Consider the following 21,469-nt stretch of genomic DNA (forward strand, 5'->3'; position numbering starts at 1 on the left):
CGGGACAGGGGTCGCGGGGCCGGCTCGCCGAAGACCGTCCCAGATGGAGCCGGTTCGGACGCCTTGCCGAGGCGCCCGCACCGGCATTATGTCGAGTCGTTGAACAAATTAGTCTTGCTGAATCGGTTCATGGCAAGGTTTCGATAGGTAACGTTTCAATAACTACGAGCGACATTCGCCTGGAGTCCACTCAAATCGCCGCGCCTGCCCAGGCGGTGCCGGCCTGCACCTCGTGGAGAGGCACAGGCCGGCATCGATGGATTGGCTGCGTTCGGCTAGCTAACCAGGCGTGAGCCGGAAGTAGTCGAACGCGACCGTCTTCGAGGCGGTCTGGTTGGCGCCGAGGGTGAACAGCCCCACCTTCGGGGTCGTACCGACTGCGGTGCTCGTCAACGTCCCCAGGGTCGTCCAACTCGTGCCGTCCGCCGAGTACGCGGCGGTGAAGCTGCTGCCGCTGCGGGACAGGCGCAAGTGCCAGATCCCCTGGGTCAGTCCGGTGGCCTGCGGCTGCGTACTCTGCACCACCCCGCCGACCTCGCTGCGGAACTCGATCCGCCGCGAAACCGCCTGACCTGCCGTGTTGTCCGTGACGTAGTCGAACTTCAGGTAGTTGTCGTCGTTGGCGTACACCAGCAGACCGGCCTGCTGGTACTGCTCGTTGAACAGGCTGCCGTCGACCCGGGTCTGGATCGTCCAGTTCCCGGCCGGGCTGTTCTGCAGGATGAAGTTGGTCGGCCCGGTGTTGCCGGTGCCGTAGATGTCACCGTTCGGCACGTCGATGCGCAGCGCGCCGTCGGTGACCCGGTACCGGGTCGAGTCCTCCCGCACGATGGCGTTCCACCGGCACTTCTCCAGGCTGCTGCCGGTGAACTCGTCCGACGGCGCGGTGCCGCCGGTCGAGGCCTCCGGGGTGATCCGGAACCAGTCGAACTCGGCGTTCACCACCGGCGCGGTGGTGCCGCCGTTGAGGGCGAACAGACCGATCCGCGGGTTGGTGATCCCGGCCAGGGCGGCGGATCGGCCGACCGGGGTGAAGGTCTGCCCGTCGGTCGAGTAGGCCGCGGTCAGGTTCGTCCCGTCGCTGGTCAGCCGCAGATGGATGGTGTCACCGGTGGGAGCGGCGGTGGAGTCCGCACTTTCGTTGCGCGGCGTCCCGGCGCTCTCCCGGATGAACTCCACCCGGCGGCTGCCGCCGTAGAGCAGATCCAGCTTGGCGTAGTTGTCATCGTTGCCGTAGAGGATCAGGCCGGCCTGCTGGTAGTCGGCCCGGGCCGCGACGGTGACCCGGGTGGTCGCCTGCCAGGCCCCGCTGGGTGCCGGCTGGAGCACCAGGTTGGTCGCGTCGTTGCGGGTGCCGTACAGGTCGCCCGCCCCCGTGGGCAGGCGTAGCGCACCCCCGGAGACCGAAAGCGACTGGTTGTCCCGCACCACGCCGCTCCACCGCTGGCGATCCAGCGAGGTGCCGGTGAACTCGTCGGACCGTTGTGGCCCCTGCTCCACCTGGCAGGGATCATTGCCCCCGGTCCCGTCGACCCGGATCTGCACCGTGGCCTGTGCCCGCGCGCCCCGGCTGTCGGTGACCGTCAGGGTGGCGGTGTAGTTGCCCGGCATGGTGTACGTGTGGGTGGCGTTGAGCGTGGTCGCCGTCCCACCGTCGCCGAAGTCCCAGGCGTACGTCAGCGGGGTGCCCCCGTCGGGGTCGGTCGCCGTACCGGTGAAGGTCACGGCCAGTGGCGCGGTCCCGCTGGTCGGGGTGCCCGTGGCGGTGACCGTCGGTGGCGCGTTGCCGCTCACCCCGGGGCCGACGAAGTTCATCCAGTTGACGTTGAACAGGGTTCCGGTGCCGCGGTTGGGGTCCCGGGCGACGAAGTACAGCCCGCCCTCCGCGGCGGCGCCGTTGGGGATCTGCGCGGTGACGTCGGCGTACGTCTGCCACGCCCCGGTGCCGGCCACGGTGGCGGTGGTGATCAGTGGCCCGTCCGCCGCGCCGGCGCGTACCTCGATCCGGCCGCCAGAGGTGGCCGAGGCGACCCGGAACTGGATCGACGTGACGCCGGTCAGGCTGGCCGGACTGACCGACCACCAGTCGCCGTCCTCGATGAAACCGATGTTCTGCCCGCCGCCGGCGGTGTCACCGGTGGTCTCCTTCTCCACCCCGGCGGTGCCGCCCCCGGTGGCACCCGCCACCCGGCCGGTGGCCGAGAAGTACTCGGCCTCCTTGCGCTTGGGCTGGAGGATCTTCAGCGCCCGGCCGGTCTGCGGCTCGGCTCCGTCGGAGCCGCCCTTGTCGGTGTAGGTCGCCTCCAGCACGGTGAAGACGTTGGCGTCCGCCCCGTGGCCGTCGGCGAGTTGGGTCTGCACTGTGCCGGTGCAGCCGGTGTGCCGCTCCAGCGGGTGGGCGTGCTCGTCGTGGCCGAGCAGGACCTGCAGTTCGACGTCGTCGCAGTCGATCGTGCCGTCCTCCGGGTCGGTGACGCTGATGGTGTAGGCGACCTGGTCACCCCAGGCGAAGAAGCCGCCGTCCGGCGGGAACTCGATGGTGACGGTCGGTGCCGTGTTGCCGACGGTGATCGGCACGTTCGCCACCGCGGTCCGCCCCGCCGGGTTGGTGACCCGAAGCTGCGCCGTGTAGCTGCCGGACCGGGTGTACGTGTGGGTGGGGTTGGCCTGGGTGGAGGTACCACCGTCACCGAACGTCCAGGCGTAGGTCAGCGTCCCGCCGTCCGGGTCGCGGGAGCCGGCGCTGGAGAAGGTGACGGCCAGCGGCGGAGCCCCGGAGGTCGGGTTCGCCGAGGCGACCGCGATCGGGGCGCGGGCACCGGCGGTGTAGTCGATCCGGTAGACGCCGGAGTTGTCGTTGTTGCCGCCGAAGCCGCTGCCCCACTCGATCAGGTACATCGCGCCGTCGGGGCCGAACTCGAAGTCCATCGGCCGCACGAAGGTCATCTGGTCGAGGATCCGGTTGATGTCGACAAGCGACTTGCCGTCCCGGCTGACCTGCATGGTGTACATCCGTGACTGGTTCCACTCGCCAAAGATCGACTTGCCGTCGAAGTACGCCGGCCACTGCCGGCGGGACGAGATGGTCGGGTCGTACCGGTAGACCGGACCGGCCATGGGCGCTCCACCGCCGCCGATCTCCGGGAAGCGGCTGTTGCCGCCGTAGCCGTAGTCGACCGTGGCCGGGATGGCCGCTGGCAGGTTGGTCAGACCAGTGTTGTTGGGGGAGTTGTTCACCGGCGCGGCGCAGTTGAACTTCGCCCCGCTCGGGCCGGACGGGAACTGGTAGTCGTTGTACGCCTGGTTGTTGCCGTGGCAGTACGGCCAGCCGAAGTTGCCGGGCCGGTCGACGATGTTCCACTCGACCAGGCCCTCCGGGCCCCGGTTTGAGTTGGTGGTGGTGGCGTCCGGGCCGTAGTCGGCGACGTAGAGCACGTTGGTGACCGGGTCGATGCCGATCCGGAACGGGTTGCGCAGGCCCATCGCGTAGATCTCCGGTCGGGTCCGCGCGGTTCCCGGGGCGAAGAGGTTTCCGCTCGGGATGGTGTACGTCCCGTCGGCCTGCGGCCGGATCCGGAGCACCTTGCCGCGCAGGTCGTTGGTGTTGCCGGCGGTACGCTGCGAGTCGTAGTCGGCTCGCCCGGAGCGCTCGTCCAGCGGGCTGTACCCACTCGACTCGAAGGGATTGGTGTTGTCCCCGGTGGCCAGGTAAAGGTTGCCGGCCGAGTCGAAGGTCATCGTCCCGCCCATGTGGCAGCAGGTGTTGCGCTGGGTGGGCACCTCCAGGACGACCCGCTCGCTCGACGGGCTGATCGTGTCACCGGTGACGGTGAACCGGGACAGGTGGTTACGAGACCCGCCCGCGCTCGGGGCGTAGTAGAGCCAGACCCAGCCGTTGCTGGCGAAGTTCGGGTCGAGCCGGATGCCGAGCAGGCCGTCCTCGTTGCCGGCGAAGACGCTCAGCCGCAGCGCGGTGACGGTCTGGCCGGTGTCCGGCTTGATGATCTGCACCCGGCCGTCGCGCTCGATGTAGAAGACTCGCCCGTCTCCGGCGATGTCCAGCTCCATCGGGTTGCTGGTGTTGCTGTCCAGCGTCACCTTCTCGAAGCTGGCGGCCCGGCCGGCACCGCAGTCGGCGTGCACCACTCCGGCGGCGGTCTGGATGCCACCGAGCAGGTGTTGCAGGAAAGCCGCGTCGGAGAAGGACTCCTGGGTGTGCCCGCCGCCGGTGTACCAGGACCGGCCACCGTCGTAGTTCTGGCACCAGGCGATCGGGTGGTCGTGCCCCATCGCCCCGCTACCGGGGCTGTAGCTGCGCTCGTCGAGCGACGCCAGCACCTGCACCTGACGGGAGCGCGGGTTGGTGCGGAAGTTGTACCACTCGTCGTAGCGGGACCACCGCTCCGGCAGGTGCCGGGTTGACTCGTGCGAGTAGTCCTCGACCTTCACGGTCGCCGTCTGGTTCGCCGGGTGGCTGTTGAAGTAGGCGCCGACCAGTTGGCCGTACCAGGCCCAGTCGTACTCGGTGTCGGAGGAGGCGTGCACACCGACGTACCCGCCACCGGCACGCACGTAGCGCTCGAAAGCGGTCTGTTGGCTGGCGTTGAGCACGTCACCGGTGGTCGACAACCAGATGACCGCCTTGAACCTCGCCAGGTTGGTGTCGGTGAAGGCAGCACCGTCCTCGGTGGTGACGACGGTGAACCCGTTCGCCGCACCGAGTTGCTGGATCGCGCGGATGCCGGCGGGGATCGAGTCGTGCCGGAAGCCGGCGGTCTTGGAGAAGACCAGGACGGAGTACGGCTCCGCGTCTGCCGCGGCGACCGGGGCGGTACGGCCGGCGACCTGGGCGGGGCTGACGGCCTGGACGATACGGCTGGCGGCCTGGGCCGGCGTGGCGGCGAGGACTAGTAGGAGGGCGAGTAGCGCCACGGTCACTGGGGCGAGCGTTGCTCGCCCACGACGGGGTCGGGGCACGGAGTTCTCCTCTGTCGAGGGCAGCAGGTCGGAGTGGGCGGCGCTGGTCACTCCGCGTCGGTCCGAGCGCTCATACCTGACGGGCGAGGTCTCGGTGGCGAGAAGCCAATCCGATCATTCAATTTGCGTACGTCGATTAGCTTCGGGCAAGGCGCACCCTTGTAACGTTTGGGTAACGAGCTGCTTCATGAATTGGTGTAAGTCGCTGTATGTCGGTGTCTTTTCTGGTCGTCGAGCCGTGAAAAGCCGGGATGCGTCGGCTGGTCCCGGTCCGTCCGGCCCTGCCGGACGGGGTTGGCGCAGCCGGCGAAACGACGTACGGTGTCACCCAACGAACCCACGGGAGCCCGGTTGACCGGGCTGAGAGGGGGGCTGCGAGCCCCCGACCGTAGAACCTGATCCGGGTAATGCCGGCGCAGGGAGGAGTGTTGCCGTGCCGTCCCTGGGACGATTGCATCTGATCACCGACACCCGGCCCGGGCGGGATCCGCTGGCCGTGCTGCGCGCCGTACTTCCGGTCGCCCGCACCGAGTTGGTCGTCCAGGTCCGGGTCGAGGACACCGCGACCGACCGGGAGGCGTACGACCTTGCCCGGCGGGTGGTCGGGCTCTGCGCGCCGTACGGGGTGACCTGCCTGGTCAACGACCGCCTGCACGTGGCGTTGGCGGCGGGCGCGGCGGGCGGCCACGTCGGCGCGGACGACCTGCCGGTGGACGCGGCCCGCCGGGTGCTCGGCCCGGACTCCGTGCTGGGTGCGACGGCGCGGGAACCGGTGTCGGCGGTGGCGGCGGTCAACGCCGGAGCGAGCTACCTGGGCGTGGGTCCCTGCCATGCCACCACCACGAAGGACGGGCTGCCGCCGGCGATCGGCGCGGCTGGTGTCCGGGCGGTGGTCGAGGCGGTCAACGTGCCGGTGATCGCCATCGGCGGAGTGACGGCGGAGGGCGTGCCGGCGCTGCGGGCCGCCGGCGCGTACGGAGTGGCGCTGGTCGGCGCGCTCTCCGGTGCTGCCGATCCGGCCTGCGTCGCCGCCGAGTTGCTCAGGGGGCTCTCGTGTTAAAAGGGGGCCCTTCCTCTACCGGAGGCGTTAAAAGGGGGCCCTTCCTTACACCTGATGTGGCGGTGGTGGGGGCGGGGCCGGTGGGGCTGGCGATCGCGTGGCGGTGTGCGCAGCGAGGGCTGCGGGTCGTCGTGCGTGACCCTGCGCCCGGGTCGGGGGCCTCGCATGTTGCCGCGGGGATGCTGGCGCCGGTGGCCGAGGCGTACTTCGGTGAGCGGGAGCTGACCGGACTGCTCACCGAGTCCGCCGGCCGCTGGCCGGGATTCGCCGCCGAGCTGACCGAGGCGACCGGCGCCGACATCGGGTACCGGACCGAGGGCACGCTCATGGTCGGGCTCACCGCCGACGATCTGGCCGAGGCGCGCCGGCTCTGGGCGTACCAGCAGGGGCTGGGGCTGCCGGTGACGCCGTTGCGCCCCTCGCAGCTGCGCGAGCGCGAACCGGCGCTGGCACCCAGGGTGCGCGGTGGCGCGCTCGCCGCCACCGACCACCAGGTCGACCCGCGCCGGCTGGTGCCGGCGCTGCGGGTCGCCGCCGAGCGGGCCGGCGCGGTGCTGGTGCCCGAGCCGGTCCGGCAGCTGTCGGAGGTGACGGCCGGGGCGACCGTGGTCGCTGCGGGCTGCGGCGCGGCCGCCCTGACCGGGCTCCCGGTCCGTCCGGTGAAGGGTCAGGTGTTGCGGCTGCGCGCGCCGGGTGGCGGTCCGCCGGGCTTCCGGCACGTCATCCGGGGGTACGCCGACGGAGAGCACGTCTACCTCGTCCCGCGGGACAGCGGTGAGGTGGTGGTCGGCGCCACCGTCGAGGAACGCTCGGACGTGGACGTCTCCGCCGGCGCAGTGCTGCGGTTGCTGCGCGCTGCGGTCGACCTGCTGCCCGAACTGGCTGAGTACGACCTGGTGGAGACGGTCGCCGGACTGCGCCCGGGTACGCCGGACAACGCCCCGATCCTGGGGCCGCTACCCGACCGTCCGGGTGTGCTGGCGGCCACCGGCCATCACCGGCACGGAATCGTGCTCACCCCGGTTACCGCGGATCTGATCGCCGGCCTGATCACCGGAGAGGGAACGACCGAACCACTGCTCGCCCCCTTCCGGCCGGACCGGTTCCACACCCACTCCGCCGGGGCGGAGCAGTCGAGGGAGGACGACGCATGGAATTGATGGTGAACGGTGTCGGGCGCGACGTGTCGGACGGCGTCACGGTCGCCGAACTGGTCCGGCAGGTCACACCGCAGGAGCGGGGTGTGGCGGTGGCGGTGAACGGCGAGGTGGTGCCGCGTACCGGATGGCCGGCGGCGGTGTTGCGCGGTGGCGACCGCGTCGAGGTGCTCAGCGCCGCGCAGGGCGGATGAGCGTGGTGGACGTCGAGTCGACGGAGTTCGAGCTGGGCGGTCTGCGGTTCGGCTCGCGGCTGATCCTCGGTACCGGCGGGGCGGCCAACCTGCACGTGCTGGAGCAGGCGATCCGCGCGTCCGGTACCGAGCTGGTCACCCTGGCGCTGCGTCGGGTGGACACCGTCCCTGGTGGCTCGGGTGGCCTGCTGGACCTGCTCGACCGGTGCGGCGTACGGCTGCTGCCGAACACGGCCGGGTGCTACACGGCCGGCGAGGCGGTGAAGGTGGCCCAGCTGGCCCGGGACGCGTTCGACACCGACTGGGTCAAGCTGGAGGTGATCGGCGACGAGCGGACGCTGCTGCCCGACGGGGTGGAGCTGCTGCGCGCCGCCGAGGAGTTGGTCGCCGAAGGGTTCACGGTGTTGCCGTACACCTCGGATGATCCGATCCTGGCCCGCCGGCTCGCCGATGTCGGCTGCGCGGCGGTGATGCCGGCCGGGTCGCCGATCGGATCGGGGCTCGGGGTGTCCAACCCGCACCACATCCGACTGATCCGGCAGAGCGTCGACGTGCCGGTGATCCTGGACGCCGGGATCGGCACCGCCTCCGACGCGGCCCTGGCCATGGAGCTGGGCTGCGACGCAGTGCTGTTGGCCAGCGCGGTCACCCGCGCCGCGGACCCGGTGGTGATGGCCACCGCGATGCGCCACGCGATCGCCGCCGGCCGACTCGCCTCCGTCGCTGGCCGCATCCCCCGCCGCTTCCATGCCCTCCCCTCCACCCCCGAGGAAGGTCGCCCCGACCTATGACCCCCGGTGATGCGGATCTTGGTCCGGAACCGCCCCTCCAGGGGCCGGCTCGGACCAGGATCCCCCCGATCTCAGGTCTGGTGCTGCTGACGGATCGGCGGGAGGTGGTAGGGCGGGGGCCGTTGGTGGAGGTGGTGGCGGCGGCGGTGGCCGGGGGAGTGCGTTGGGTGGTGCTCCGGGAGCTGGATCTGCCGCGCACCGAACGCCTCGCCCTCGCCGCCGAACTGCGGCCGATCCTCGCCGAGGCCGGAGGGATTCTCGCCGTCGCCGGCCCGGACCCGCTGCTCGACAACGCCATCGCCACTGCCACTGCCGTTCGGGAAGTCGCGGTACCCCGCGCAGCCGTCACCGCTCGCTGCATCGCCGGTGCGCACCCACTGGTGGCGCTGCACCTGTCGGCGGGCGGCCCCTATCCACCGCCGGACGCCGACATGGTCGGCCGGTCGTGCCACGACGAGGCGGAGCTACGCCGACTCAGCACCGAGGACTATGTGACCCTCTCGCCGGTATTCCCCACCCGGACCAAACCCGGCTACGGCCCACCCCTGCTACCCGAAGGCCTGGCCGAACTCATCCGGCTGAGCCCGGTGCCGGCCATCGCCCTGGGCGGCATCGAGACCCCGGCCCAGGTGCGCGCCTGTGTCGAGGCGGGCGCGGCCGGCGTCGCCGTCCTCGGCGCCATCATGCGCGCCCCCGACCCGGAGCAGACAGCCGCCGCCCTGACCAACGCCTTGGAGCAGGCAACCGCAAACCACTGAGGGAGAGACGTGACCCCCACGACCGTGCTCACCGTGGCCGGCTCGGATTCCGGCGGCGGCGCCGGAATCCAGGCCGACCTGAAGGTCTTCGCCGCGCTCGGCGCGTACGGCACGAGCGTGCTCACCGCGGTCACCGCGCAGAACACCCGGGGCGTGGACGCCGTCCTGCCGCTGCCCCCGCAGACCGTCACCGACCAGCTCGACAGCGTGCTGTCGGACTTCGCGGTGCGAGCGGTCAAGACCGGCATGCTCGGTACGCCAGCAGTGGCGGGTGCGATCGCCGACGCGGCGGGCGCCGGCCGGCTGCCGCAGTTGGTCGTCGATCCGGTGCTGGTCGCCACCAGCGGGCACCGGCTCGGCGTGGTGGAGGCGGTGGAGCGGCTGCTGCCGTACGCCCGGGTGGCGACCCCGAACAGCGCGGAGGCCGCAGCCCTCACCGGAGCGCCGGTGACCGACGTGGCGGAGGCGACGACGGCCGCCAAGGCCCTGGTGGCCGGTGGCGCGGAGTGGGTGGTCGTGACCGGCGGTGATGTGACGATCGGGGACGAGGCGGTGGACGTGCTGCACGGTCCCGACGGGACGGTCGTGCTGCGCGGCCCCCGGGTGTCGACCCGGCACACCCACGGGACGGGCTGCTCGTTCTCGGCGGCCATCGCCGTGCGGCTGGCGCTGGGGGATCCGGTGCCGGCGGCGGTTGCGGCGGCCAAGGAGTACGTGACTCGCGCGCTGACCGGTGCGCGCACCTGGGAGTTGGGCGCGGGACGCGGCCCCCTGAACCACTTCGGCTGGCCCGCCTGATCAGGGAGGTTGTCATGCAGGCACGTCGCAAGGTGTACGTCGAGGGTTCGCGGCCGGACCTCCGGGTGCCGTTCGCGGAGGTGGCGCTGACCGGGGACAACCCGCCGGTACGGCTCTACGACACCTCCGGGCCGGGCTCCGACCCGGAGGTCGGCCTGCCTGCGCTGCGCGGGGCGTGGATCGCCGAGCGGGGCGATGTGGCGCCGGTGCGGGGTGCCGGCACCCCGCTGGGCGGGACGGACGGAAAACGGCCGACGCAGCTGGCGTACGCCCGGGCCGGGATCGTGACGCCGGAGATGGAGTTCGTGGCGATCCGGGAGGGCATGGCACCGGAGTTCGTCCGGGACGAGATCGCCGCCGGGCGGGCGGTGCTGCCGCTCAACGTGAACCACCCCGAGTGCGAACCGGCGATCATCGGCAGGGCGTTCCTGGTCAAGGTCAACGCCAACATCGGCACGTCGGCGGTGACCTCGTCGGTGGCCGAGGAGGTGGAGAAGCTGACCTGGGCCACCCGTTGGGGGGCGGACACGGTGATGGACCTCTCCACCGGCAAGCGGATCCACGAAACCCGCGAGGCGATCGTGCGCAACTCACCGGTGCCGATCGGCACGGTGCCGATCTACCAGGCGCTGGAGTCGGTCGGCGGCGACCCGGTGAAGCTGAGCTGGGAGGTGTTCCGGGACACCGTCATCGAGCAGGCCGAGCAGGGCGTGGACTACATGACGGTGCACGCCGGGGTGCTGCTGCCGTACGTGCCGTTGGCGGTCGACCGGGTGACCGGCATCGTGTCGCGGGGCGGGTCGATCATGGCCGCCTGGTGCCTGGCGCACCACGAGGAGAACTTTCTCTACACCAACTTCCGGGAGCTGTGCGAGATCCTGGCCCGCTACGACGTGACTTTTTCCCTCGGCGACGGGCTGCGGCCCGGTTCGATCGCCGACGCCAACGACGAGGCGCAGTTCGCCGAGTTGCGCACCCTGGGGGAGCTGACCAGGGTGGCCTGGGAGTACGACGTCCAGGTGATGATCGAGGGCCCCGGGCACGTGCCGATGCACAAGATCAAGGAGAACGTGGACCTTCAGCAGGAGTGGTGCCACGAGGCGCCGTTCTACACGCTTGGCCCGCTGACCACCGACATCGCGCCCGCGTACGACCACATCACCTCCGCCATCGGAGCGGCGATGATCGGCATGTTCGGCACCGCCATGCTCTGCTACGTGACCCCGAAGGAGCACCTGGGGCTACCCGACCGGGACGACGTGAAGGCGGGCGTGATCGCGTACAAGATCGCGGCGCACGCGGCGGACCTGGCCAAGGGGCACTCCGGCGCGCAGGCGTGGGACGACGCGCTCTCCAAGGCGCGGTTCGAGTTCCGCTGGTCCGACCAGTTCAACCTTTCGCTGGACCCGGAGACCGCGCGGTCGTACCACGATGCCACGCTGCCCGCCGAGCCGGCGAAGACCGCGCATTTCTGCTCGATGTGCGGGCCGAAGTTCTGCTCGATGAGGATCACCCAGGACCTCAAGGAGTACGCGGCGCGCGGCATGAAGGAGAAGTCGGACGAGTTCGTCGCCTCAGGCGGTCGGGTCTACCTGCCGCTGGCCTGACCTGTCCTGAGCGGGTTGCCAGCGCTCCTGTCGCGCCCGGGTCTTCGCAGCCATGCACGGGACGGCATGGAGTGCCAGGCGAATCTGGCCCGCTCTGGGCCTGCCGTCTTCGCGGTCAGCCCGCGCAGCATCGCGCCCGTTGTGGGGTGCCGGGCCAGCGGGTGTCGCTGTCTGCCGCTGTCGAGCTGACTCGTTTGCGCTATCACGATGCCGACAGCCGAGCGCCCGACCGTTGCCGGTCACCGCGATTCGTTCATGCTCTCAGCTCGACAGGGTCCAAGGCCGCCATGACGACTCGGGCCACTACCAGCCACCGGCCAGGGACTCCGGCGCGGCAGCCGCTGGCTGGAACCCCTGCTCACGCAGGAGCAGACACGACGACAGACAGCCATCGACAAGCCCTCGGAGCAGGCGCAATGGGCCGCCGCGACGATGAGGCGATGAGGCGATGAGGCGATGCGGCGATGAGGCGGGGTGGCGGGGGCCGTCGGGCAACAGCGCTGTCGTTCCCCACCCCATCCGCCTGCGGCGGTTCGAGTGTTCGTCGTCAGTGGTGGTCGCTCGGCTGCTCGCCGAGGTGTCAGTCGCGGTGGTGCCGGCCGCTGGATCGCAGCGAACGACGGGATTCCTTCGGCGCGGGCTCGTCGTCGGTCATCGGGCGGCTGAGCCCGGTCACCCAGTGCACGTACTCCTCGTCCTGCGCTGCCAGCGGTTCCTCGCGCTGGGCCGCCGTGCCGACCGTGTCGGAGCGCGACCCGCCGCGTCGGAACAGACCGCGCCGGCCGTCCTTGTGACGGCGGCCGTCCCTGTCGCGGTGGCCGCCGTCCGGCTGCGCCTCTTCCACCCGGGCGGCGGGCGGTCTGGTGAACGCGGCTGACACGTCGCGGATGGCAGCCGCCGGGTCGGTGGAGACTCGCGGCGCGGGAGTGCCGCGAGTCGCCGCCGCGCCTTGCGCCGGGTCCGCGGGGACCGGACCGTCCGGTGGGCCGGAACCGGTCGCGGTGCCGACTGGCGGTGCCTCCGGCTCGGCGACCGGCTCGGCGACCGGCCCGGTTCCGGCCGATCGTGGCTCCTCCTGGTGGGCGGTCGGCTGCTCGGTTCCGGCTGGTTGTAGCTTTTCCTGGCCGGCGGTCGGCGGCTCGGTCTCGACCGGGGGGACGGGCTCGTTGGCTGAGGGCGGTGGATCGGGCTGCTGGGCGGCAGTGAGCTTCCACGTGGTCGCCCGGCTCAGGTCGGGCATCGAGAACCGGCGCCGGGGCCGTGGTGGTGCCTCGGCGGGCGTGGGCTCGCCCGTACCGCCGCCGGGCGGGGCGTCCTCCGGGGCCGTGCTCCGCGCGGCCGCCGGGATGTCACTGCCGTCGCCCACCGGCGACGGGTCGACCGAGGACTCGACGGGCAGGGCATCCGCCGGTCGGTAGCGGCCGGCCTCACCGACGGCCAGCCCGGTCGAGGGCGAGGCGTCCGGGGTCGAGGCGGGGGTCGGGGTCGGGCTGGTCGGGGTCGGGCTGGTCGGGGACGAGGCGGGGGTCAGGGTTGGGCCGGCCAGGGGCGACGCGGCTGGCGCGTTGGCCGGGGGAGGTGCGGGCAGGGAGGCTTCCGGCATCGCCGGCGGGGTGTGGGGGGCCTCCGGCCAGTGCCAGTGCGGCGGCGAGGTGGTCGCCTCCGCTTCCTGCGGAGTGTCCAGCACGGCGCCACCGTCGGGCAGCGGCATTGCGGGCGGGTGGCCTGCTGGACGGGGTGGTTCTTCGGTGGTGGGCGTACCGTCGCTGGCGGCCGCAGCCGGGCCGGGGCCGGCGCCGGGGCCCGGATCGGCGGCGGCGGTGGCCGAGCTGGCGGTGGACTCCCTGCCGGTCCGGCGGTCGGCTGACGCGGGCAGCGTCGGCGTGGCGGGCAGTGGCGGGAGGATGGCGCTCGGCGCGATGGCCCCCGTCGCCGCGGGACTGGCGGGAGGCCGGGGCAGCAGCGCGGTGGCGGCCGAGCCGAGCGTGCCGACGGCGACGGCGATCAGGGCACCGTAGTACGGGGAGAGTTGGTAGCGGTCGCCCACGCCACCCGGCCCGGCGGCCAGGTAGGCGAACGCCACCAGCAGCGGTCCGGCGGCGCCGCTCGGCCCACTGATCAGCGGAGGATACCCGTGCTGGCGGGCCAGCGCTCCGGTCGCCGCACCGGCCAGCAGGGTCAGCATCGGCAGGATCAGCAGGGCCAACTGCTGCGCCGTGTCGGCGTCGAGCCACGCCGGTTCCAGCACGCCGAGACGCACCGGGGTCAGCGGCCCACTGGCCCCCAGCGACGGTACGACCGACAGCAGTGCCACCAGCCACATCACCCCGGCGACGGCGGCCATGTTCCAGGCGAACGGTGGCCGCATCAGGACGGCCAGCGCGGCACCGGTGCCGATGACCGCGCCGAGCACGGCGCAGATGGCCACGACCCGGACGGGGTCGACCGAGACGATCTCGGCGCCGCGGGCCGGCCGCATGCACAACGGCGCCACGACCATGGCGCCCAGGGCGGCGCTGCCGGCGATGGCCACCTGCCGTCCGGTGCCGGTGAGCTGCTCGTCACGACGGGCCAGCTGCTGGGTGAGCACGGCGCCGATGACGGCGGCGTTCATCACGAACCAACCGACCCAGACGAGCTGTGCCGGCCACTGGTTGGCGGTGGCGCCGGTGAAGGCGCCGGTGAGCCGGACGACGCCGAAGCCGAAGGCGAGGCCGAGTTGACCGGCCCCGGCCAGCAGGCTGACGCCGAACGCCGTGAGCATCAGCTGGCTCAAGGTCCGATTGGCCATGCCCGGCACGTTACGGTCCGTCGCCACCGATCGCCACCGGCGCGCCGGAGGGGAACGGAGTAGCTGCTCGCAGCGGGTTCACTTGAGCTCGACCAGCCGGGCCAGGTATGTCGTGTCACCGACGTTGGTGAGCATGTGCACGGCTCCCGGATCGCGGTAGACCACCCCGCCGGTGGGTTCGTCCGCATCGATCCTGACACCGTCGACGGTCTGGATCACGTTCTTCGCGCCCTGCACGGCCACCACGAGGTACGGGTGGTCGTGCCGGTGCAGCGGCTGCGCCTCACCCGGCTCCAGCCGGATGTGCCAGACCCGCACCCGGTCGTTCTCGAAGACGATCTCCTGGCCTACCGGACCGAGGACGAGGTCCGCCCCGGACGAGCGAGGTTCCAGCGGCGGTTCGGTCATCTAAGACCGCCCGTGAAACCCCTGGCTTTGGGCCATGGGGAGGTAAGGGTGGTCAGGCGTTGCGTTGGTTTTCGACATAGCGTTGGACAACCTCCAGGGTCGCGCCGCCGACGGTGGCGACGAAGTATGAGTTGGTCCACAGGGTTGGTAGGCGGGACCGCAGGGACGGGAATTCGGCGCGCAGGAGCCGCGATGTGCGGCTCTTGATCTGCGTGACGAGTCGGTGGATGCCGTACTGCGGGTCGCAGGTGACGAGCAGGCTGACGTGGCCGGGCATCGCTTCCAGCTCCGCGATGGGCGCGTCACGTTCGGCGCACACCTCGCGGACGATGTCCTTGGGGCGGGTGTCGATGTCGCCAGTGATGACGGGCCGTCGATATCGTGTTTGTTGTGGATGAGGTGGTGCGTTTCACCTATCGGTTGCGTCCCGGCGCGGCCGCGCAGGCCGCATTGTCCGCTGAGTGGGGTCGCTGCCGGTGGCTGTGGAACGAAGCCGTCCACCAGCAGAAGACCGGGCGCAATCCCACTTTCTGCAAGCTGTCGAGACTGCTCACGGAAGCCCGTGCCCGATTCGCGTGGCTGCGTGAAGGTTCCCAGGTTGCCCAGCAGCAGACCTTGCGCACCTACGCCCTGGCGCTTCAGCACTCGTACAAGGTCAAGGGGCGTGGCCGACCGGCGGTCAAGCGGTTGAGAAACAGCCTGCCCAGCCTTGAGTACACGGTGCGCGGGTTCACCATTCGCGAGCGCCGGCTGCGGCTGGCCGGTGGCATCACGATCCCGGTGGTGTGGTCGCGGGAGATGCCGTCCGAGCCGACCAGCGTGCGTGTCTATCAGGACTCGTTGGGCCACTGGTACGCCTCGTTCGTGGTGCGACGCGCCGTCGAAGCGGCACCCACCGTCGACAAGACGATTGGCGTGGATTGGGGTGTCACCGTCACCGCCACCACCAGCGACCCGGCCTACGATCTTCCGTACCTTGGTCACCGCAAGCGGTGCGCCGCCGAGCTGGCCCGCGTTCAGCGCAGGATGAGCCGCCGCCGTCGGCCGCGAGGCAACCCGCCATCGAAGGGGTACCTGCGCGCCAAGCGGCAGGCCGCCGAACTGCACAAGAAGGCGGCCCGGCAAAACACTCACGACGCCCGGCAATGGGCAAAGAGGGTTGTGGATGACCATAGCCTGATCGCGGTGGAGGACTTCACGCCGAAGTTCCTGGCTCGGTCCACCATGGCTCGTAAGGCGGCGGATGCGGCGATCGGCGCGGCCAGACGGGAACTGATCGACCGTGGCATGCGGGCGGGCCGGAAGGTGGTGTTGGTGCCGCCCGCCTATACCACGATGACCTGCTCGCAGTGCGGTACGAGAGCCAAGGAACGCCTCGGGTTGGGTGTGCGAATCTTCCGGTGCGGCGACTGCGGTCACACCGCATGCAGGGACCGCAACGCCGCGAGGGCGATCCTCGCCACGGTAGAGCGCGACCGTGCTGGTGCCGACGACGTAAGACACGTGATCACCTCCCTTCGGGCTGGTGGTTACGCGCGGTCCGAGCCAGAAATCCCCCGGCTCTAGCCATGGGGAAGCGTTAACGGGTTTCCTTCAGTCTGGGAAGCACCTCGGCGGCGATGAGCTCCAGGTGATCCAGGTCGGTCAGGTCGATCAGACGCAGGTGGACCCGCTCGGTGCCGATCTCCGTGAACTCACCGATCCGGTCGACGAGCTGTTCCGGCGAGCCGACCACCTGGGCCTCGGGCGGCAGAGCGCTCTTGGCGTGCAGCGGCGCGGCTCGCCGTCGGGCCTCCGCGTCCGTCCGCCCGATCGCCACCACGATGCCGGCGGAGAGCACCAGCGGTGGGCGTCCGCAGGCGGCGCGGTCGACCCGCTCCGAGGCCTCCCGCGCCCGCTCGTACGCCTCGCTGGTCTGCTCGACGCTGGTGAACGGCACGTTGAACTCGTCGGCGTGCCGGGCGGCCAGTTCCGGGGTGCGCTTGACGCCGCGGCCGCCGACGATCACCGGCGGCCCCGGGGCCTGCACCGGCTTGGGCAGGGCCGGGGCGTCGGTCAGCCGGTAGTGGTCACCGGCGTAGCTGAAGCTCTCGCCCGACGGGGTGCCCCACAGCCCGGTGATCACTTCGAGCTGCTCGGCGAGTCGGTCGAAGCGTTCGCTGGTGCCGGGGAACGGGATGCCGTACGACAGATGCTCGCGGGCGTACCAGCCGGCGCCGATGCCCAGTTCGATCCGGCCGCCGCTCATCTGGTCCACCTGCGCCACCATGATCGCCAGTGGTCCGGGCAGCCGGAAGGTCGCCGAGGTGACCAGGGTGCCCAGCCGGATCCGGCTGGTCTCGCGGGCGAGCGCGGCGAGCGTCAGCCAGGCGTCGGTCGGGCCGGGCAGCGCGGCTTCGTCGCCCATGGCCTGGTAGTGGTCGGCGCGGAAGAAGCCGTCGTACCCGCTCTCCTCGGCGAGTCGGGCGAACCGGAGCTGGTCGTCGTAGCTGGCCCCCCGGTGCGGCTCCGTGAAGACGGCCACCCGCACGTTCATCGTTCCTCCGCGCCGGCGTTCGCCGGCTGGTCGCGTTCCATCAGCAGTTCGTGCAGGTCGGCGCTGACCTGGGCGACCTCCGCCAGGTGCGCGTTGCGGCCGAGGGTCCGGGGCCGGGGGATGGCCACCTCGACGACCTTGCGGATCCGACCGGGGCGCGGACTGAGCACCACCACCCGGTCGGCGAGCAGCACCGCCTCGTCGATGGAGTGGGTGACGAAGACGATCGTCGCGCCGCTGCGCATGTGCACTCGTTGCAGTTCGCCGGCCAGTTCCTCCCGGGTGAGGGCGTCCAGCGCCGAGAAGGGCTCGTCCATCAACATCACCCGGGGGTCGCCGATCAGCGACCGGCACAGCGACACCCGCTGCTGCATGCCACCGGAGAGCTCGTGCGGCAGCCGCTTCTCGAAGCCGGCCAGCCCGGCGACGTCCAGCAGTTGCCGGGCCCGGTCCCGGTGGCCCGCGCGCTTCCAGCCGAAGATCTCCACCGGCAGCAGGACATTGTCCAGGACCGTGCGCCACGGCAGCAGGGCCGGTCGCTGGAACAGCATGGCGATGTCCGGCCGCGGCCCGGTGATCGCCTGGCCGTCCACGGCGACCTCGCCGGAAGTGACCGGGATCAGGCCGGCGATCAGCCGCAGCAGGGTGGACTTGCCGCATCCGGAGCGGCCGAGCACGGCGACGAACTCGCCCTCGGACACGTCGAGGTCGATGCCGCGCAGCGCTTCGACCCGGCCGGCGCGGCCGTCGAAGGTGCGCGACACCTCGGACAGACGGATCATCTCCGGCGAGCCTCCGCTGAGTGGGCGGTCAGAAACCCGCCAAAGGCTACCGTCCGGCCCCGTATCGCACCGTCCGGGGTGGACAAACACTTTGTATCCGTTCCGCAACCGGGCGCGCCTGGCGTCGTATAGGTGACGTTCTCGTACGCTGTGCCCGCGAAGTGTCCCCCTCGTACGCGGTGTCGGCTTCCACCCCCGGCTGCCGGTGCCGCCCGACAACTCCCTCCCGGCGGCTCGACACCCCGGCTGGAAAGGACAAGGTGCATTGATGAGAAGGCTGACCCGTACGATCGCCGCGGCCACCATGGCCACCGCGCTCGCCCTGGTCTCCGCGTGCGGATCCGACGACGCCGACGACAAGGGCGGTGTCGGTTCCTCCTTGGAGCAGGTGACCTACCTCACCTCGTTCGGCAACTTCGGGCGTGACTCCTACGCCTGGGTGGCCAAGGAGAAGGGGTTCTTCAAGGACGCCGGTTTCGACGTGGAGATCAAGCCCGGGCAGGGCACCGGCGCGGTGATTCAGACGATCGTCGGCGGCCAGGCGCACTTCGGCCCGATCGACCTGACCGGTGGTCTGCTCCAGCTCGGCAACGGTGACGCCAAGGACTTCGTCGCCGTGGCCGCCATCCAGCAGCGCACCATGGCCGCCATCGCCACCGTCGAGGGCACGGGGATCAACACCCCGAAGGACCTGGAGGGCAAGAAGCTCGCCGACACCCCCGGCTCGGTGGTCCGCAACCTCTTCCCGACGTACGCGCGGATGGCGGGCATCGACCACAACAAGGTGACCTGGGTCAACGGGGAGGCCCAGACCCTGATGGGCACGCTGGCCTCCGGCTCGGTGGACGGCATCGGTCAGTTCGTCGTCGGCCAGCCGACCATCGAGGCGGTGACCAAGAAGAAGGCCGTCCTGCTGCCGTACAGCAACGTGATGACCGACCTCTACGGCAACGTCCTGATCACCTCCAAGCAGATCGCCAGCGAGAAGCCGGAGATGGTCAAGCGGTTCACCGCGGCGCTGCTCAAGGGCCTGGAGTACGCCCTGGCCAACCCGCAGGAGGCGGCGGAGATCCTGGCCAGGAACGCCGAGGCGGTGAACCCTGCCGCAGCCGCCGCCGAGCTGCAGCTGATGGCCGGTTATGTCCGCTCCAGCAACTCCGGCACCGAGTTGGGCACGCTGGACAGCGGCCGGGTCGCCAAGAGCATCGCGATCCTGCGTGGTGCCGGCGCCCTGAAGTCGGACCTCACTCCCGACCAGGTCATCGACTTCAATCTCGCGCCCAAGGCCTGAGTCCGACGGTACCGACACGGGGTGCGCCACACCGGGCAGCCGGTGGGGCGTACCCCCTTCCCTTGCCCGAGCCATGAATCGCAGGAGGATCCCGATGACCGACGTCCGCTCACGGCAGCCGGAGGCGGCGCTCGGGCCCGCGCCGTCCCAGGCGGCACCGCGCGGCCGGCGATGGCGTCCCGGCGACCTGCGGCCCGTCGCCACCGCGACGCTGCTGCCGGCCGCCGGCCTGCTGATCGCCCTCGGTCTCTGGTGGCTGGTCGCCCGGTTGGAGTTGATCCACCCCGCCGCCCTGCCGCCCCCCGCCGACGTGCTGGCGGCCTTCGTCGAGCGGCCGGCGCGGCTGTTGGCGCACACCCTCGACACCACCCGCGAGATCCTGCTCGGCTTCGCGCTCTCCGCGGTGGCGGGGGTGCTGCTCGGCCTGGCGCTCGCCGCCTCCCGGACGGTCGAGCGGATGTTCACCCCGCTGCTGGTCGCCGTCAACGCGGTGCCCAAGATCACCCTTGGGCCGCTGCTGGTGGTGGCGCTCGGCTGGGGCCAGAAACCCATCCTGACGATGGTGTTCCTGCTGTGCTTCTTCCCGATCGTGCTGGCCACCGCGACCGGCCTGACCACCACGCCGGCGGAGCTGGCCGAACTGATCCACTCCTACAACGCATCCCGCTGGCAGGCGTTCCGCAAGGTCCGCTTCCCGGCCGCACTGCCGCAGATCTTCGTCGGCCTCAAGGTTGCCATGCCGCTGGCCGCGATCGGCGCGGTGATCGGTGAGTTCCAGGCCGGTGAGAGTGGTCTCGGGTACGTCATCCAGCAGTACGCGGGCATCGGCGACACCGCCACCGCCTGGGCCGCGATCATGCTCGTCGCGCTGGTCAGCATCCTGCTCTACGCCGCGCTGGTGCTCCTGGAACGGCGCAGCCTGCCCTGGCTGCGGGAGACCACCTCCAGCCGCTGAGTCAGCTCGCCAGCCGCCACCGTCCGTTGCGGGCCACCAACGTGGTCAGCGCCTGCGGCATCAGTCCGGAGTGGTTGTCCGGCGTCATCCGGATCGGCCCGGACAGGCCGTCCAACTGGGAGGTCTCCAGCAGGTTTCGGATGCCCTCCCGGTCGACCTGACCGGCCGGCCCACCGGCCCGTAGTTCGGCGTCGACGATGAGCTGGACGGCGTCGGCGGCGAAGGACGACGAGCCGTGGTATCCGCCGTAGCGGGCGGTGTAGTCCTGGAACCACTGCCGGCGTGCGGCCTTCGCGGGCGTGGTGGCGATCACGTCGTCGATCACCATCGCCTGGGTGAAGACCAGGGTCGCCCGCTCGGCGGCCTTGGCCGACGTGCCGAGGAAGAGGTCCCCCGCGGCCAGGGCGTCCAGGAACAGACCGCCGGTGAAACCGGACCGCCGGGCCGCGCCTGCGGCGAGCATGGCCTGCTCCGGCGGGGTCCAGATGACCAGGGCGTCAGGCTCGGCCGAGGTCAGCCGGTTGGCCTGCCGGTCGACCTCGGTGTCGGTGTCCCGGACCGACGCCTCGGCCACCACCTGGATGCCGGCCTTGTCGAACTCACGGCGCAACGCCGTGGCGCCCTCCTGCCCGTAGGGATTGTCGCTGCGCAACAGGCCGACCGTGTCGATGCTGCGTCGGCTCAACTCGACGGTGAGCGCGCCGGCGTTGTCGGCCGAATTAGGTGCCAGCTTGAACACGTATCGGCGGTCCGCCACCGGGCTGGCCACGTCGTCGGCCGCGGCGAGCGCGACGGTGGGGATCTTGTTCTCGTTGACGGTACGGACCGCGCCGACCGCGCACTCGTGGCAGCCGCCCATGATGATGGCGCTGACCCGCCGATCGTTGCTGAAATCGGCGACGTTGCGCAGTGACTCGCTGGCCTCGGAACGGTTGTCCTTCACCAGGAGTTCGATCGACCTGCCATTCAACACGCCCGATGCGTTCAACTGTTGGACCTTCAAGTCCATCGCCTGCCGGTACGCCTTGCCGACGGTGGCTGCCGCGCCGGACAGTTCCAGGTCGGCGGCGATCACGATGGGAGACGTGTCCTGCTCCGGCCCGCCGAACTGGCAGCCGGCGAGGGTGGTGGCCAGCAAGGCCGACGCGAGCGCCGTGGCGGTCGTGGAGCGGAACGGGGTCAACTGGTTCCTCCTGATGCGGCGCGGTGCGGTGCCGGTCACCGGCGGCACGACCATCCTCAGTGGATACCGGGGGCGCGCCTGCCGTACCGTGTGCGCGGAAGCCTGCAAAACCTTGCCAATGCCAGGCGCTGTGGTCAAGCGGGGCGATCGGCGGCGTTTCGGGACGCGGATCCCACATGTT

Annotated in this window: 16 protein-coding genes, 1 pseudogene and 1 riboswitch; of the genes and pseudogenes, 10 read left to right on the forward strand and 7 right to left on the reverse strand. The window is 71.0% G+C overall.

The genetic code is table 11. From position 1 onward, the window contains the following. Positions 1 to 279: 279 nt before the first annotated feature. Positions 280 to 4,977 carry a ThuA domain-containing protein gene (locus tag IEY61_RS19565; protein ID WP_189046409.1) on the reverse strand — a complete coding sequence of 1,566 codons (4,698 nt, stop codon included), beginning with the start codon at positions 4,975 to 4,977 and terminating at the stop codon, positions 280 to 282. A gap of 329 nt (positions 4,978 to 5,306) precedes the next feature. After that, a riboswitch (TPP riboswitch) is annotated at positions 5,307 to 5,416 on the forward strand. Between IEY61_RS19565 and IEY61_RS19570 the strand changes: the two genes are divergently transcribed. The 7 genes from IEY61_RS19570 (at position 5,411) to thiC (ending at position 11,342) form a co-directional block, all read left to right on the forward strand. After that, positions 5,411 to 6,037: a thiamine phosphate synthase gene (locus tag IEY61_RS19570; RefSeq protein WP_189046412.1), complete on the forward strand. Its 627-nt coding sequence runs from the start codon at positions 5,411 to 5,413 to the stop codon at positions 6,035 to 6,037. Its footprint overlaps the riboswitch before it by 6 nt. Further along, entirely contained in the window at positions 6,031 to 7,197 is a 1,167-nt protein-coding gene (gene thiO, locus IEY61_RS19575; protein ID WP_189046414.1) for a glycine oxidase ThiO, read from the forward strand. Before IEY61_RS19570 ends, thiO begins: the two co-directional genes overlap by 7 nt. Next, a complete protein-coding gene (gene thiS, locus IEY61_RS19580; RefSeq protein WP_189046416.1) occupies positions 7,188 to 7,388 on the forward strand; it encodes a sulfur carrier protein ThiS in 201 nt (66 codons plus the stop codon). The genes thiO and thiS overlap by 10 nt, the downstream gene beginning before the upstream one ends. After that, positions 7,385 to 8,179 carry a thiazole synthase gene (locus IEY61_RS19585; RefSeq protein WP_189046418.1) on the forward strand — a complete coding sequence of 265 codons (795 nt, stop codon included), beginning with the start codon at positions 7,385 to 7,387 and terminating at the stop codon, positions 8,177 to 8,179. The genes thiS and IEY61_RS19585 overlap by 4 nt, the downstream gene beginning before the upstream one ends. A gap of 80 nt (positions 8,180 to 8,259) precedes the next feature. Next, a complete protein-coding gene (locus tag IEY61_RS19590) occupies positions 8,260 to 8,937 on the forward strand; it encodes a thiamine phosphate synthase (protein WP_229706083.1) in 678 nt (225 codons plus the stop codon). A gap of 9 nt (positions 8,938 to 8,946) precedes the next feature. Further along, complete coding sequence (gene thiD, locus IEY61_RS19595) at positions 8,947 to 9,735, forward strand: bifunctional hydroxymethylpyrimidine kinase/phosphomethylpyrimidine kinase (protein WP_189046422.1); 789 nt, start codon at positions 8,947 to 8,949, stop codon at positions 9,733 to 9,735. Positions 9,736 to 9,749: 14 nt separating this feature from the next. Then, complete coding sequence (thiC, locus tag IEY61_RS19600; RefSeq protein ID WP_189046424.1) at positions 9,750 to 11,342, forward strand: phosphomethylpyrimidine synthase ThiC; 1,593 nt, start codon at positions 9,750 to 9,752, stop codon at positions 11,340 to 11,342. Positions 11,343 to 11,922: 580 nt separating this feature from the next. Here thiC and IEY61_RS19605 read toward each other — a convergent pair. From IEY61_RS19605 to tnpA, 3 genes and pseudogenes are all read right to left on the reverse strand, one after another. After that, positions 11,923 to 14,133, reverse strand: a complete 2,211-nt coding sequence (locus IEY61_RS19605) for a hypothetical protein (RefSeq protein ID WP_189046426.1) — start codon at positions 14,131 to 14,133, stop codon at positions 11,923 to 11,925. Positions 14,134 to 14,211: 78 nt separating this feature from the next. Beyond that, complete coding sequence (locus IEY61_RS19610; RefSeq protein WP_189046428.1) at positions 14,212 to 14,541, reverse strand: cupin domain-containing protein; 330 nt, start codon at positions 14,539 to 14,541, stop codon at positions 14,212 to 14,214. 52 nt (positions 14,542 to 14,593) lie between these two features. Then, positions 14,594 to 14,923 (reverse strand): annotated as a pseudogene (gene tnpA, locus IEY61_RS19615) (IS200/IS605 family transposase); the annotation flags it as partial. 8 nt (positions 14,924 to 14,931) lie between these two features. Between tnpA and IEY61_RS19620 the strand changes: the two are divergent. Then, positions 14,932 to 16,107, forward strand: a complete 1,176-nt coding sequence (locus IEY61_RS19620; protein WP_229706088.1) for an RNA-guided endonuclease InsQ/TnpB family protein — start codon at positions 14,932 to 14,934, stop codon at positions 16,105 to 16,107. Positions 16,108 to 16,120: 13 nt separating this feature from the next. Here IEY61_RS19620 and IEY61_RS19625 read toward each other — a convergent pair whose 3' ends face one another. Beyond that, entirely contained in the window at positions 16,121 to 17,071 is a 951-nt protein-coding gene (locus tag IEY61_RS19625) for an LLM class F420-dependent oxidoreductase (protein ID WP_189046514.1), read from the reverse strand. Positions 17,072 to 17,073: 2 nt separating this feature from the next. Further along, the gene (locus IEY61_RS19630; RefSeq protein ID WP_189046430.1) at positions 17,074 to 17,859 is read right to left on the reverse strand and encodes an ABC transporter ATP-binding protein; all 786 of its coding nucleotides are present in this window, start codon (positions 17,857 to 17,859) and stop codon (positions 17,074 to 17,076) included. Between the two features lie 268 nt (positions 17,860 to 18,127). On the opposite strand from IEY61_RS19630, the gene IEY61_RS19635 reads away from it, so the two are divergent. Beyond that, complete coding sequence (locus IEY61_RS19635) at positions 18,128 to 19,150, forward strand: ABC transporter substrate-binding protein (protein WP_189046432.1); 1,023 nt, start codon at positions 18,128 to 18,130, stop codon at positions 19,148 to 19,150. Between the two features lie 94 nt (positions 19,151 to 19,244). Continuing rightward, on the forward strand, positions 19,245 to 20,105 hold the full coding sequence (locus IEY61_RS19640) for an ABC transporter permease (RefSeq protein WP_189046434.1): 861 nt from the start codon (positions 19,245 to 19,247) through the stop codon (positions 20,103 to 20,105). Between the two features lies 1 nt (position 20,106). On the opposite strand, the gene IEY61_RS19645 is transcribed toward IEY61_RS19640, so the two are convergent. Then, the gene (locus tag IEY61_RS19645; RefSeq protein WP_189046516.1) at positions 20,107 to 21,288 is read right to left on the reverse strand and encodes an ABC transporter substrate-binding protein; all 1,182 of its coding nucleotides are present in this window, start codon (positions 21,286 to 21,288) and stop codon (positions 20,107 to 20,109) included. Positions 21,289 to 21,469 lie beyond the last annotated feature (181 nt).

The organism is Micromonospora sonchi (genome assembly GCF_014646235.1).
In the GTDB taxonomy this organism is placed as follows: domain Bacteria; phylum Actinomycetota; class Actinomycetes; order Mycobacteriales; family Micromonosporaceae; genus Micromonospora; species Micromonospora sonchi.

Bases quoted from the DNA above. Each gene is read 5' to 3' on its own strand.
- IEY61_RS19635 (WP_189046432.1), top strand. From the start codon at position 18,128: ATGAGAAGGCTGACCCGTACGATCGCCGCGGCCACCATGGCCACCGCG.
- IEY61_RS19585 (WP_189046418.1), top strand. From the start codon at position 7,385: ATGAGCGTGGTGGACGTCGAGTCGACGGAGTTCGAGCTGGGCGGTCTG.
- thiS (WP_189046416.1), top strand. From the start codon at position 7,188: ATGGAATTGATGGTGAACGGTGTCGGGCGCGACGTGTCGGACGGCGTC.
- IEY61_RS19640 (WP_189046434.1), top strand. From the start codon at position 19,245: ATGACCGACGTCCGCTCACGGCAGCCGGAGGCGGCGCTCGGGCCCGCG.
- thiC (WP_189046424.1), top strand. From the start codon at position 9,750: ATGCAGGCACGTCGCAAGGTGTACGTCGAGGGTTCGCGGCCGGACCTC.
- IEY61_RS19630 (WP_189046430.1), bottom strand. From the start codon at position 17,859: ATGATCCGTCTGTCCGAGGTGTCGCGCACCTTCGACGGCCGCGCCGGC.
- IEY61_RS19610 (WP_189046428.1), bottom strand. From the start codon at position 14,541: ATGACCGAACCGCCGCTGGAACCTCGCTCGTCCGGGGCGGACCTCGTC.
- IEY61_RS19605 (WP_189046426.1), bottom strand. From the start codon at position 14,133: ATGGCCAATCGGACCTTGAGCCAGCTGATGCTCACGGCGTTCGGCGTC.